This window comes from Pseudomonas sp. S5D5, from assembly GCF_003013355.1.
GTDB classification, from domain to species: domain Bacteria; phylum Pseudomonadota; class Gammaproteobacteria; order Pseudomonadales; family Pseudomonadaceae; genus Aquipseudomonas; species Aquipseudomonas aylmerensis.
The window spans coordinates 3,329,874-3,343,346 of the sequence record NZ_PTEO01000001.1; the positions used below are offsets into that span (position 1 = coordinate 3,329,874).

Annotated in this window: 13 protein-coding genes and 1 pseudogene; 2 read left to right on the forward strand and 12 right to left on the reverse strand. The window is 57.5% G+C overall.

Annotation, left to right across the window (positions count from 1 at the left end):
* Window positions 1-26: 26 nt before the first annotated feature.
* A complete protein-coding gene (locus tag C9990_RS15505) occupies window positions 27-386 on the reverse strand; it encodes a helix-turn-helix domain-containing protein (RefSeq protein WP_106803839.1) in 360 nt (119 codons plus the stop codon).
* A gap of 100 nt (window positions 387-486) precedes the next feature.
* On the opposite strand from C9990_RS15505, the gene C9990_RS15510 reads away from it, so the two are divergent.
* The gene (locus C9990_RS15510) at window positions 487-1,236 is read left to right on the forward strand and encodes an SDR family NAD(P)-dependent oxidoreductase (RefSeq protein WP_106803840.1); all 750 of its coding nucleotides are present in this window, start codon (window positions 487-489) and stop codon (window positions 1,234-1,236) included.
* Window positions 1,237-1,431: 195 nt separating this feature from the next.
* Here C9990_RS15510 and C9990_RS15515 read toward each other — a convergent pair.
* From C9990_RS15515 to C9990_RS15545, 8 genes and pseudogenes are all read right to left on the reverse strand, one after another.
* Window positions 1,432-1,646 (reverse strand): annotated as a pseudogene (locus tag C9990_RS15515) (IS3 family transposase); the annotation flags it as partial.
* Complete coding sequence (locus C9990_RS33090; protein ID WP_256595093.1) at window positions 1,647-1,994, reverse strand: hypothetical protein; 348 nt, start codon at window positions 1,992-1,994, stop codon at window positions 1,647-1,649.
* The gene (locus tag C9990_RS15520; RefSeq protein ID WP_256595094.1) at window positions 1,924-2,616 is read right to left on the reverse strand and encodes an MFS transporter; all 693 of its coding nucleotides are present in this window, start codon (window positions 2,614-2,616) and stop codon (window positions 1,924-1,926) included. Before C9990_RS15520 ends, C9990_RS33090 begins: the two co-directional genes overlap by 71 nt.
* Window positions 2,613-3,698, reverse strand: a complete 1,086-nt coding sequence (locus C9990_RS15525) for an alcohol dehydrogenase (protein WP_106803841.1) — start codon at window positions 3,696-3,698, stop codon at window positions 2,613-2,615. Before C9990_RS15525 ends, C9990_RS15520 begins: the two co-directional genes overlap by 4 nt.
* Window positions 3,699-3,777: 79 nt before the next feature.
* Window positions 3,778-4,935, reverse strand: a complete 1,158-nt coding sequence (locus C9990_RS15530) for an FAD-dependent oxidoreductase (protein WP_177410336.1) — start codon at window positions 4,933-4,935, stop codon at window positions 3,778-3,780.
* 2 nt (window positions 4,936-4,937) lie between these two features.
* Entirely contained in the window at window positions 4,938-5,606 is a 669-nt protein-coding gene (locus C9990_RS15535; RefSeq protein ID WP_106803843.1) for a cupin domain-containing protein, read from the reverse strand.
* A 70-nt stretch (window positions 5,607-5,676) separates the two neighbouring features.
* Complete coding sequence (locus C9990_RS15540; protein ID WP_213554135.1) at window positions 5,677-6,018, reverse strand: carboxymuconolactone decarboxylase family protein; 342 nt, start codon at window positions 6,016-6,018, stop codon at window positions 5,677-5,679.
* Between the two features lie 91 nt (window positions 6,019-6,109).
* Window positions 6,110-6,883 carry an SDR family NAD(P)-dependent oxidoreductase gene (locus C9990_RS15545; protein WP_106803845.1) on the reverse strand — a complete coding sequence of 258 codons (774 nt, stop codon included), beginning with the start codon at window positions 6,881-6,883 and terminating at the stop codon, window positions 6,110-6,112.
* Between the two features lie 197 nt (window positions 6,884-7,080).
* Here C9990_RS15545 and gcvA point away from each other — a divergent pair, with 197 nt between their 5' ends.
* Window positions 7,081-8,010 (forward strand): transcriptional regulator GcvA, encoded by a 930-nt coding sequence (gene gcvA, locus C9990_RS15550; RefSeq protein ID WP_106803846.1) that lies wholly within the window; start codon window positions 7,081-7,083, stop codon window positions 8,008-8,010.
* Between the two features lie 317 nt (window positions 8,011-8,327).
* Here gcvA and C9990_RS15555 read toward each other — a convergent pair whose 3' ends face one another.
* The 3 genes from C9990_RS15555 to C9990_RS15565 all read right to left on the reverse strand — a co-directional run bounded on the left by C9990_RS15555 (window position 8,328) and on the right by C9990_RS15565 (window position 13,285).
* Window positions 8,328-9,680 carry an aminotransferase class III-fold pyridoxal phosphate-dependent enzyme gene (locus C9990_RS15555; protein WP_256595095.1) on the reverse strand — a complete coding sequence of 451 codons (1,353 nt, stop codon included), beginning with the start codon at window positions 9,678-9,680 and terminating at the stop codon, window positions 8,328-8,330.
* A gap of 84 nt (window positions 9,681-9,764) precedes the next feature.
* On the reverse strand, window positions 9,765-11,240 hold the full coding sequence (locus tag C9990_RS15560; RefSeq protein WP_106803848.1) for an NAD-dependent succinate-semialdehyde dehydrogenase: 1,476 nt from the start codon (window positions 11,238-11,240) through the stop codon (window positions 9,765-9,767).
* A gap of 611 nt (window positions 11,241-11,851) precedes the next feature.
* Entirely contained in the window at window positions 11,852-13,285 is a 1,434-nt protein-coding gene (locus tag C9990_RS15565; protein WP_106803849.1) for an amino acid permease, read from the reverse strand.
* Window positions 13,286-13,473: the final 188 nt, after the last annotated feature.

Here is a 13,473-nt window from a genome sequence, read left to right on the forward strand (position 1 = left end):
AGTTGAGTTGGCTATCGGGGCAGGGCTCAGACCTGGGAGAGGGCGGCGGTACGCCGTTCGCTGATGCGCTCGACCGTCTGCATATGCTCGGTACCCCAGGCACACAGCCCACCCAGCGCCGTGGCCAGGGAACGGCCGAACGGTGTGAGGGAGTATTCGACCTTGGGCGGAATCTCCTGGAAGTCGACGCGCGCAATGATTTCATCACGCTCCAGCTCCTTGAGTTGCTGAATCAACACCTTATCGGTCACGCCTCCAATCGCACGTTTGAGCTCGCCATAGCGGTGAACATTTTGCGCCAGGTTGAACAGGACCAAGGGCTTCCATTTGCCGCCAATCACCGCCAGCGCAGCTTCAAGCCCGCAGTTGAACGAATTGTTTGCCATGAGGGTGGTTGCTCCCAAGGGGTACTTACTTAAAGGTGCATACTATTCAAAATAATAGCGCGGATCTACAGTTGGGCTTCAACATTTCCCGGAGTTCATCATGAGCAGGCTCAACGGCAAAATCGCAGTGGTTACCGGCGGCAACAGCGGCATCGGCCTGGCCAGCGCCATACGCTTTGCAGAAGAAGGCGCACAGGTCGTTATCGTGGGGCGCCGCCAAGAGGAACTGGACAAGGCGTTACAGCTGATCGGCCCTGGAGCCATCGCGATCCAGGGCGATATTTCCAACCTGGCGGACCTCGATCGCATCTACGCCCAGGTCAAAGCGACCAAGGGCCGGATCGATATCGTATTCGCCAACGCAGGGCTCGGCGATTTCCAGCCCATCGGCGCAATCACTGAAGCGTCGTTTGATCGCACGTTTGGCATCAACGTCAAAGGCACGTTGTTCACCGTGCAAAAGGCCTTGCCACTGATGAGCGCAGGCGGCTCGGTGATACTCACCGGTTCAACCACAGCCAGCATGGGCACGCCGGCGTTCAGCGTGTACAGCGCCACCAAAGCCGCACTGCGTAATTTCGCCAGGAGCTGGGCACTGGACCTCAAAGGCACCGGCATCCGCGTCAACGTACTTTCACCCGGGCCAATCTCGACACCGGGCCTGGACCTGGCGCTTTCAGGCACAGGACAGAAAGATGCGATCATCGACGCGATGGTTGCGCAGATCCCGCTGGACCGCATCGGCAAACCTGAAGAAGTCGCAGCAGCGGCGTTGTTCCTGGCGTCGGATGAAAGCAGCTTCATGACAGGCAGCGAAATGTTCGTGGATGGAGGCTTTGCGCAGGTTTGATCCAGAGAGGGGTTTTGCCCGTTGAAATCTGATGGGCACTGCCCCTGACTGCGTAACGTAGTATTACGCATAATGTATATTATGTTAAATCACATATCGTGTTAGCGATGTTCATGAGCTTTCTAAGGCACTGATTCGGCGAAGTCTTTTTACGTCTACTATCTCAACGGGCAAAGCTGACACCGTACTTTTTCAACTGGTCATTTTCGTTGTCATTGACCAGTCATCGACCTGACGAGAAAACAGATCCAACACCACCGCCAAATACAACCAGCCTTCATACGCTCGCTACACGATGACGACCACAATCCTCACCGACCTCGCGCAGATCTTTTTGGATTTTGCGATAGCTATAAACGTTGCTGGTCGTCTTTGGCGCGTACAGATTGCGGCTCAGACAACCAGGCGTATTAAACCGACAGGCCCTTGTACTTGGGGACAGTCAGTGCCAGCGCGACGGCAGCCAACACAAGCGGTAAAAACGACACCCACAACACTGTGTTCCAGCCATATACCGACAGCAGCCCACCCGATGAAAAAGACCCGATCGCCATCACGCCGAACACGATGAAATCATTGAGCGATTGAACGCGCGTCTTCTCTTCGGGCCGATGGCATTCCAGCACCAGTGCGGACGCGCCCAGGAAGCCGAAATTCCAACCAAGCCCCAGCAAGATCAGCGAGCCGTCAAAATGCATCACCTCGGTCCCGCCAAGTCCAACTGCAGCAGAGAGCCCCGTTAACGCCAGGCCGGCCACTGCAACGCGAACGGCACCGAACCGCGTGATGAGGTGGCCAGTGAAGAAGCTGGGTGCGTACAAAGGTGGGGGCGAATGGGTACTGCGGCCAAATGTCCATCGTCCAAGTCACTAACTGCGGCCCCACTACCCCAGCGACTACGCCCCCCGCCATGACAAGGGACAGGGCCCGTGCGCGCCGTGATGGCGGGACACCGTCGGCGGCCGCGAAGCGGAACGACAACACCACGGCCGCGTAGCCCCCGCCCAGGAACGTCGCCAGGCAAAACAACCAGAATGAGCCGACGAAGACCGCGAGCATCGCCAACACCCCCGTGAGCACACCCGCGCCCGCGCCTGCGAGGAACGCCGCGCGTCGCCCATACCGGCGCGCCAGGGCGCCCATCGGGAAAATACACGCCGCCATGCCTACCACGAAGATGGAAATGGGCAACGTGGCCAGCGCAGGTGCAGGCGCGAGCGTGTTGCCCACAATCGCTCCCGTGGCGTAAATCACCACCGCATTCGCTCCTGCCAACGCCTGAGCGACGGACAGTCGCCCTATGTTTTCGCGTTGCAAGCGCTCTGGTAGCAAGTAAGGCTCGCTGGCGGGGGGTGCAGTGTTGAGGTTGTGGTTCTTCATGGGTGTCGAGCGCCCATCGAAAGGTCGTCATCACGCGTCGATGGGCGCGCAGTGGCGTGTCCACGTGCGATGGTCAATACCATGCGGAATTTGACGTCGCCGGACTTCATCCGTTGGTAGGCTTCATTGGCCTGTTCGAAGGGCATCACTTCGATCCTCGGGCGTACGCCAGCCAACACGCTGAAATCCAGGGTCTTTTCGTTTTCATAGGGCGAGCCGGTGATCGAACCCAGCAGGCTGCGCTCACCCACGACCAGGTGGCCGGTCGACACCGGCAACGGGTCTTTGCCCGCACCGAGCAGCACAAGACAGCCTTGTGGCGCGAGCCCTGCCATGAGCGCCGATACGGCAACAGGGGCGCTGATTGTAGTCACGATGGCGTGAGCGCCGCCCATTTCCTTGAGCGTTGTTGCCGCGTCTTCTTCATGGGTGTCGATGTAGACATGGGCCCCCAGGTTCAATGCGTCCTCGGCGATATCACTGCCGCGCCCGACGGCAACCACGCGAAAGCCCATACGGCGCGCGTACTGCAGGGCCATATGCCCCAGGCCGCCAAAACCAAAGATGGCAACCGTATCGCCTGCCTGCGCGCCGCATTTCTTCAGTGCATTGAACGTGGCGACACCAGCGCAGAGCAACGGCGCGGCTTCCTCGGCAAGGAGTTCGTCAGGAATCGATACCAACCCGGAGGCTCGCGCCAGCATCATTTCGGCATAACCACCGTCGCAAGTAGCGCCGACGAAGGGCTGGTGTTGGCACAGCTGAAAATGCCCCTGGCGGCACTGTACACATTCACCGCAAGACCCGCCCAGCCGGCCCACGCCGACACGCTGGCCGACCTTCCAGAGAGACGAAACGTGCTCGCCCAGCGCGGCGATACGGCCGACCACTTCATGGCCTGGCACGCGCGGTGGCTGCAGTGCAGGGTCTGCCCCTTCGATGTCACCCACATCGGCACCACAGATACCGCAGGCCTCAACAGCAATCAGCACTTGGCCAATACCGGGTGCTGTTGACGGACGTTCCACCAGTTCAAGAACACCCGGTCGGGTGACTTGCATGGCACGGTATGTAGCGTTCATAGCCGTCGCTCCTAAAAATGATGAATAACGGGAGATACCGGCACTGCTGATCAGTGCCGCCTTGCCTCGCGATCTCACGTCAACGCTTCGATGGACTCAACGCAGGCGCAGCGGCACGTTCAGCCAATGCCTTCACGCCCAGGCCGGCGGCCTCGACGGCACCGGCCACATAGCCCGAAAATTGCGGAGACCACTCACTGGCGATGCCTGTCAGGTACCCTTGCCAAGGTCCCGAAGTTGCGTTGGCCGAGGGCGCCCGGGCGTGCTGGGGCGCCGCATTTACATCGACTGCAGTGGCCGTGAACGGCTCTTGCGCCCAGTCCTTGATGGTCTCGGCCTTAGGCGTCGCCGCCTGGGGACCAAACATCCGGACGAGTTGCGAACGGCAATGGGTGCGCAGTACCTCGTCGGAGACCGTGCTGCGCACTTGCGCCGGCACACCCAGAAAGCCAAACAGCGCCGCGCTGCCACCGGGCATGGAGGCGTCATGGATTTCACCCAGCGGCCCACGTGCACTGCGGCCTTCCCCGGACAAACCCTGCTCCCGCCAGAACGGCGTGTCATAGAGGGCGACGTACTTGGCTTGGGGCGCCATCCACGTTCCCGTTTCACGCCACTGTTGGGCCAGGGATGCAGGCAAGGCTGGTTCGAAGACGAGGGTGCTTTCAACCAGGCGAGGCGGCAGCGCCAGCAAGACATGCTCAGCCTGCCAGGCCTTGACATGGCCTGCGGCATCTTCGCTTTCGAGTTCGATATGACCGTCGTATTTGCGCAGCCGGCGCACCGTGTGGCCGGTGATGATGTTTGCTGGGGCCAGTTTCTCGCGCAGGGCTTCGATCAAGCTCCCCATGCCACCGACCAGGCGCATGGACGCGGGCGAGTTTACGTAACCACGCATGCGCACAGGGTGCTCCTCGGGCGAACGCTCCACCACCATGTCACCCTCCTCGAACTGCTCAAACCGCTCCAGGCCCAAGGCCTCCACGAGCCGGTCAAGCTCGCGTTGGTAGCCAGGCCAGAACCAGGTGGGGCCCAGGTCGAAACGGTCGATGCCGTCGGTGTTTACTGTGGTGTGGGTGACGGCCTGGCCGGTGGCGCCGATAGACGCAATCCGACCGCCGAGGACTTCCCTCCCCTCCAGCAACACATAATCGGTAATGCCCTGGCGCTCCAGCAGGTAAGCGGCATACAGGCCGCTCAAACCAGCACCAACGATAGCGATGCGTACAGTGTGCATGCTTATTCCTCGACCGCTACATCGGCCAGATGGCCAGTTTTGAGATACACAGTGGCGCCTTGGTCTCCAGCGTGGAGGTTCGCAGACTCGCCGGCGGGCAGGCGCAGCCAGCTGCCGCGTTCGTAGGCCTCTCCATCCAGCGTCACGTTGCCCGCCAGCACCAGTAGTTCAGCGCCGTCAGGCGGTGTTTCGAAAATCGCTTCGCGCGGTGTCAGGCGTTGCAGACTGACCTGCTCTGTTTCATCGCAGAACAACGCGCAGATCTCGCGTTGACCCTTCCGACGCCACGCGGCAGGGTCACGGGTGTCAATGCGCACAGAGCGCTGCTCGCCTCCGTGCATCTGCTGAAGCTTGACGAAAATGACGGCGCCCTCGGCACTGGAGGGTTGGTGGCTGGACCCGGGGGGATTACGCAAATACCAGCCCACCGGGTAGTCCCCACTCCCGTCAGAGAAGGTCCCCGACAACACGAGAATCTCCTCTCCCCCGGGATGGAAATGGCGAGCGAAACAGGAGTCAGGGGCATACCGCACAAGGCTGGTGGCACGGGCTTTTTCAGCACCCACGCGATCCAGCATCAAACGCTCGACGCCATCCTGCGGCGAAGCCACCCATTGGTACTGCTGGGACGCCACGATGGCGCGGCGCGTGAAATCGGCATTGATCAGCATGAGGGTTATCCAAACGGGGCAAAGACACCGGCCAACCCGTCCGTGGGTGGTCGGTGCTTATCGATAGGGCTTACTGACTGGGCAGTTGTTGATAGGCCTCGACGACGCGTGCCGAGTACGTCAACGCAGCACCCGCGTTCAGGGCAATCGCTACACCGAGGGCCTCGGTGATTTCTTCAAGCGTGGCACCGTGCTCGACCGCTTTTTTGGTATGGACGGAAATACACCCGTCGCAGCGCGTGGTCACCGCCACGGCCAATGCGATCAGTTCGTGGATCTTCGGCTCCAGATGCCCCGTCTTGACCGCCGAATTGTCGATCATCATCAGGCCACGCATTACTTCGGGGCTTTGTTTAGCGTAGTCGCCTACGCGCTCCATCAGGGAGTCGCGGTAGCCATTCCAGTCTTGCATCATGGTCTTTCTCCAAAACAGATTGAAGCCAGGTGTCGGGTCACGCCTGGCAAAGAACTCAGTGCCTCAGCAACGCTTGCAGCAGCGCAGGTCAGTTACGACCGGCCATCACACCGCCATCGACGTCCCAGACAGCGCCAGTGACCCAGCCCGCCTTGTCCGACAGCAGGAAAGCGACCACTTCGGCGACGTCCTGAGGCGTGCCCACGCGACCAATCGGGTGGAAGCTATTGAAGCCTTGCAGCGCACTGTGCACTTCGGCCTTTGGAATGAAGCCTTCGTAGATAGGGGTCTGCACCACGGCAGGCGACACCGCGTTAACACGGATGTTCTTGCTACCTAGTTCCATCGCCAGGTGCTGGGTCAGCGAGTGCAGGCCCGCCTTGGCCATCGAGTACGCAGAAGACGGTGTGGCTGCGATCGCCTGCTTGCCCCACATCGAACCAATGTTCACGATCGCACCGGGGCGGTTGTTGGCGACCAGGTTGGCGGCAACCTTTTGCGTGATGAAGAAGGTCGCTTTGTTGATCGACATGTACTGGGCGTAGTCGGCTTCCGAATGTTCCAGGAATGGCTTGGGGAAGAACACGCCAGCGGCGTTGACCAGCAGGTCGATATCCGAATGCTGCTCGTCCAGGGTTTTGATCAGCGAAGCTACGGCGGCGTCGTTGGACAGGTCGGCAGTCAGTGCCCACACCTGGCCCAGTTCAGCCAACTCCCTGCGGGCTGCTTCGGTTTTTTCCGGGCGGTTGCCCACGATGACTACGCTGCCGCCCTCGGCCAGTACGGTGCGCGCCGTCTGCAGGCCCATGCCGCTGGTGCCACCGACGACCAACAGCTTCTTACCTTTGAATTGATTACTCATCTTTAAACTCTCTCCGTGCGCCCGCTTTCCGGCAGGACTTGAGTGGAAGAAAAACTATTGGTTCCAATGGTGTTCACGTGCCTATGCCCTCACCCATAAAACAGGCCAGCAGTCGGCATGGAGGTGATTTTTCTCTTCTTTCAGGCCGCAGACAAACGAGATAAAGTGTCAAGCCCTGAAAGAAAAACTTTATTGCCATGAAATCACCGGTCCATCTGAACGCTTTGCGTGCCTTCGAGGCCAGCGCCCGCCATCAGAGCTTTTCTGCGGCGGCGGGCGAACTCAACGTCACACCGGCGGCGGTCGGTCAGTTGGTGCGCACGCTGGAAGATTGGCTGGGCAGCCCGCTGTTTGTACGCGGCAACAGCGGCCGGGCAAGGCTTGTGCCCACGGAGGCAGCCGAGCGCGCGTTGCCCGACATCCGCGCAGGTTTCGACAGGCTGACCCTGGGGATGGAGCGACTGCGGGAAAGTTCGATCAACGGCGTACTGACCGTAGCCGTCAGCCCGGCCTTTGCCGCCAAGTGGCTGTTGCCTCGCATCGACAGCTTCCAGGCGGTGTGCCCCGAAACAGACGTGCGCCTGGATACCAACCTCAAACCGGTGGACTTCGTTGCACAGCGGATCGATATCGGCGTGCGTTATGGCACGGGGCGGTGGCCGGGGCTGACCGCCGAAAAACTGATGGATGAAGAGGTCTATCCGGTGTGCTCGCCGCAACTGTTGCGCGAGCACTCGCGTTTGCAGAAGCCCAATGACCTGACACAGGAGACGTTGATTCACGACCTGTCGATGGATAGCCATACCGGTTTTCCGACCTGGGAAACCTGGATGCAGAAAGCCGGGGCGAAGGACGCACTCTCTCTGCGGGGCATGCAAATCAACAATTCTGCCGCCGTGTTGCAAGCTGCGGTTGAGGGGCACGGCATCGCGCTGGCCCGCAGCGTCATGGCCCACGATGACCTGGCAAGCGGACGCCTGGTGCGGTTGTTCCCCGACATCAGCTTTGCATCGGAGCTGGCCTACTACATCGTTTATCGGCCTGAGTGCGCCAGCTTGCCCAGGCTGACGACTTTTCGGGACTGGTTGTTGGCGCAAGCGCAGCAGACGGAAAGTCGCGGACTGTGAAGATGATTTACGGTACCCGCACGTGCCCCCTACACCACGTTTTCGCTTTCTTCTCGTGAGCCGCGAAAAGTAATATTTCGCCAAGAGAATTTGTTCGAAAGTTTGGGCTACCCGATAAGTCTCCAGAGATGCCTGAATGGCTCATATCGTGGTCAGGTGCCTGTGACGCCATGAGTTATCAACTCAGTGAAGAAGAAGGCATCTAGAATCAATAGCAGCGATAAGCTGAGCAATTAAACGGCTTATAGCTATCTTAAAAAGAAGGTCTTCTGATCGAAGACCTTAAACGCAGTGCTAAATCGCGCAGCGGGAAGCAGTCAGACCCATTTAGCGCCGATCACCTTTTCGATAGAAAAGGTCAGAATCTCAATCAGCTTGTCGACGTCAGCATTGGTGTAATTCAGAGAGGGAGCAAAACCGAGTATGTCGTCGGCAAAAGCACGGAATACAAGCCCCTCGCTAAACGCATGGGCCAAGATTTTCTGACCGATTTTCAAGCTCGGGTCAGGCTTGGCTCGTGTGTGCTTGTCTGTAACAAGTTCAACGCCCGCCAGCATACCCTGCCCCCGCACCTGTCCTACTACGGCCAGCGCCTCAAGGCTACGCAGCCTTTCCTGGAAATACTCACCAACAGCTTTGCCATTTTCCAAGAGACCGGTTTCGTACAGATCCAGCGTGGCGTTGGCAATTGCCGCGCTGACAGGATGTCCGGCGTAGGTTTGGCCATGACCAAACGGAGTACCGTCAGCGCCGGCCTCCGCGATTGCGGCATAGATGCTATCGGAGATGATGGTTGCGCCCATGGGCGCATACCCTGAAGTAAGGCCTTTGGCGAGTGTCAAGATATCTGGACTAACACCTTCGTGCTCGCAGGCGAACATGGGGCCAGTACGACCAAATCCAGTAATCACCTCATCAACGATCAGCAGGATGCCGAGCCTGTCACAGGTCTCGCGCATTGCTTTCAGATAACCTGCAGGAGGAACAATTACCCCACCAGAGCCAATGATGGGCTCGCAGATGAACGCGGCCACTTTTTCCTTGCCAATTTCTCGCACTTTGCTTTCAAGTGCCGCAACAGTCGCTTGCAGTACCGATACTTCATCTGGGCCGGCACTATGACGGTAAGTGTAAGGCGCTTCAATGTGGTGCTGGGTAGGCGCAGGTACATCAAAATAGCGATGGAACACAGGCAGTGCGGTAAGTCCGCTGCCCAAAGCTGAGGAGCCGTGATAGCCACGCTGCACTGCAATGAAGTGCTTTTTTTCAGGCTGTCCGATCGCGTTGAAGTAGTAGCGTACCGTTCGGATCGCTGTGTCTACCGCATCAGATCCGCCCTGCCCGAAAATGACGTGGTTCAAACCAGAAGGCGCCAGGTTGGCTAAACGATGGGCTAGCTCAATCGCAGGCTCGCTACCGAAGCCGAAGTAACCGGTCGCGTAAGGCAGGACTTCAAGCTGCTTCCTTGCGGCCTCGATGATCGTCGGCTGCCCGTAACCGGCGTTCACACACCAGAGGCCCGAGAAGGCGTCTTGGACCCGATGACCATTCACATCCACCAGGTGAATCCCATCCGCACTTTTCCAGGCACATACGCCCTTTGCCTGGTGATCGATCAGGGCGGTCACAGGGTGAACCCAGTGTTGATCTTTTTTCTGAAGGTTGTTCATACGATCTCTCAATAAACACACATAGCGGATTCTCTCCGCCTCAAACAGGTTTGAGTAAAGAGCTCACTCATCAAAGGTCGGGAGTCAATCCAGGCCGCCTTGGCAGACATATTTGATGTGCATGTATTCCTCCAGGCCATGTACGGAGCCTTCTCGGCCATAGCCCGAATCCTTCACTCCCCCAAACGGAGCGGCTTCGGCGGCTATAGCACCTTCGTTCACGCCAACAATGCCGCACTCCAGCGCATCAGTAACCCGGTGCACACGGCGCATGTCGTTGGTATAGAAATAAGATGCCAATCCAAATGGCGAGTCATTGGCCATCTTGATGACCTCTTCCTCGGTTTCAAACCGAGTGATGGGTGCAACCGGCCCGAAGGTTTCTTCATGGAAGCATTTAGAGGAAGGATCTACGTCCGCCAGGACGGTTGGCGCGTAGTAAGTGGACTCGGCACGCTGTTCGGTAAAAAGACGCTTGCCACCCGTGAGGACTCGAGCACCACGCGCGACTGCATCATTGACGTGCTCCTCGATCTTGGCGATCGCTTTGGCGTTGATCATAGGGCCAATCTGCGACGTCGAATCGCTGGCAGGGCCAACGACCAGGGCCGACACGCGGGCGCTGAGTTTCTCCAGGAAATTGCCGTAGATTTTCGACTGAACGTACACACGGTTTGGACACACGCAGGTCTGGCCGCCGTTACGGAATTTAGCCACCATCAAACCTTCTACTGCGGCATCGACGTCGGCGTCCTCGAACACGATGAACGGTGCATTACCGCCCAGTTCCAGCGCCAATTTCTTCAGGGTACGCGATGATTCGTGGGCCAGATGCTTACCGACCGGCGTCGATCCTGTGAAGGTGATTTTGCGAACACGGGGATCATCCAACCAGACATCCGCTACCGTCTTTGAGGCGGAAGTGTTGACGATGTTCAAGACGCCAGCCGGGACGCCCGCCTCCTCCGCAAGCTTCACCAATGCCAAAGCAGTCAGAGGTGTTTCCGCCGCTGGCTTACAGACAACAGTACAACCTGCGGCCAGAGCCGGAGCGATTTTCCGAGCGATCATCGCTGCGGGGAAGTTCCAAGGCGTGATGGCCGCTACAACGCCTACCGGCTCCCTGTAAGCAGCCATTTTACGTCCGCGTACGGCTTGAGGAATGATGTCACCGTTCGCCCGGGTGGCTTCCTCAGCAAACCACTCTACATAACTTGCGGCGTAGGCGATTTCGCCAACGGCTTCAGCAAGGGGCTTACCTTGCTCAGTAGAAATGATCTTACCCAAGTCTTCAGCGTTAGCCATGATCAAGTCATTCCAGCGCTTCAAGATCACAGCTCGCTGCTTGGCGGGCGTCGAGCGCCAAGCTTCAAACGCTTGCACTGCAGCGTCAACTGCAGCCTTTGCATCCTTTTCGTCGCTATCGGCAACGAGGGTTACGCGCTCTCCCGAAGCGGGGTTGTTGACTGGGAGGGTTGCGCCAGAGACTGCGTCCTGCCACACACCCGCGATGAAGTTCTTGGTGAGTATCAACTCTTCGCGCTGCAGCTTAAAACTCATAAAACCTCCAAAGAGATTCGTAAAAAATGAAAAGAAAATACCTTCGTGGCTACACCACGAAGGAACAGGTATTCATGTACCGTCGATGACTAAGCACTTAGAGCCATGGTTCAATCCACTACGCCTGCAGGCCGTCTTTGGGAGGCGTAACTTCAACCATTCATCTTGGGTAAATCCTAAGCAACGAACTCAGTGTCAGCTACCGGTCCTGAGCAGGACAAACAAGCGTGTTTTTAGTATTTAAAGTATTAATCATTTAAGCCTTGAAGTGCCCCCTGGTGGTTTCGAGAACGGGGGGATACTTCAATATGAATATGAGGGCATGGGCAAGCTACCAACACGTCGTCATCTTTCTCGGTAACAGGCCCTGCCAAACAAAAATCCCGAATGGCGACTAGGATGCTGATGAATAGACTTTTATTATTATTCATTTAATACCCCGTGCAAGATTAGTCATTCAGAGGTTGATTTTTACGATTAGTCAAATGAGCACTGAAAGGTTAAGTGCTGTTATGAGGGGGCGGGATCCATTGCCACCCTTCTTTCGCAAAGGGTGGCTTTCTTCTGATAAACACAACATTCAGCGCGGTCTGCTGAGTGTGAGTCTATGGTCAGAGTCTTACGTTGTGTTCCTGGCGCTTCAAGCGATTACAACGTCGCTGATGCACGATCCCAATCAGCACCAAAGCGAGACCCGCACTGCCTGTCGACACTACCAGGACCTGGTACTCAGCCATGAACGACATCACCGCCAAACACGCCACGATGAAGATAATCACCGCCCAGGTCAGCCAAGGAAACAGCCACATTTTCAGCGGGATTTCACTGCCCTTCAGTTCCAGCTTGCGGCGCATTTTCAGCTGAGAGCACGCGATAACCAGATACACCAGAAGCGCGATAGTACCGGTCATGTTCATCAGCGTATCGAGCACATCCTTGGGCCTCAGCGCCTCGCTGAAATTGATCAGCGCCAGAATCACAGCCACCAGACAGGATCCGACGATGGCATAGAGCGGAACACCCGTTCCTTGTTTTGTGAACTTGAAGAATGACGGGGCGTCGCCGCGACTGGCCAACGAATAGAGCATGCGTGAAGCTGTGTAGTGCGCGGAAATCAAGCAGCTGCTCACCGACGTCAGCACCACGAAATTCATCAGCACTTCTGCACCAGGCACCCCAAGCAGCTCCAGCGTGCGTCGGTAGGCCCCATAGCCTGGCACACCGAGCATGGGGTCATTCCATGGCACCAAGCACACAATCAGGAAAATCGAGCCCACGTAAAACAACCCTACGCGCCAAACGACCGACTTGGTCGTCTTGATGATCTGCTGGGACGGGTTCGCAGACTCAGAAGCGGCAATAGTCGCGATCTCTGCCCCCAGGAACGCAAACATCACTCCCAGCATGGCGCCGACGACAGGGTCTATGCCGTTCGGCATGAAACCGTGCGCCGTCAAGTTGGTGATGCCCCTCACCTCCCCCAGCGTCCAGATATTGGCTACCGCGAGGCCACACACTATCAAGAAGCAGAAAATCGCCACGACCTTGATCAGTGCAAACCAGAACTCAAATTCGCCGTAGTTTTTCACGTTGAAGAAGTTGATGCTGATCAGTACCAGCGTGGTTGCCAGAACGAAGACATTGATACTGATCGATGGAAACCAGCCGTTAAGGATCTTGCCTGCAACGTAGGCCTCCCAAGCCATGAGGCTTACCCAGTAGCCCCAATAAAGCCAGCCAATGGTAAAACCGGCCCACCGGCCAATCGCCCGATCGGCGTAAGTTGAGAAAGACCCCGTATCAGGAGAGGACGTCGCCATCTCACCCAGCATTCTCATGATAAGCATCATCAGAATACCGCCGACCAGAAATGCCAAGACGGCAGCGGGCCCTGCAGTATGGATGATACTTGCCGACCCTACGAACAGAGAGCCACCAATGACCCCCGCGATAGACATCATGGTGAGATGCCTGGACTTGAGCCCCGTCTTGAGTTGACTATCTTGGATCTTCGGGTTTTCGATACTTATATTTGTTTCAATCATCGAGTCACCTCTATTTTTTACCAACGACATTTCCGCCAAGCATCTGCGGCGCTGCGCACTTGGATGTTCTACTTCGATAGTTCAGGCATATAAAAAAGCCCCCAGCGTGACGGGGGCAAGGTTAAATCGGCGACTATGAATAGAATGACCTGTTCTATTCCTTCACCTTATTGACGCACGCATACAAT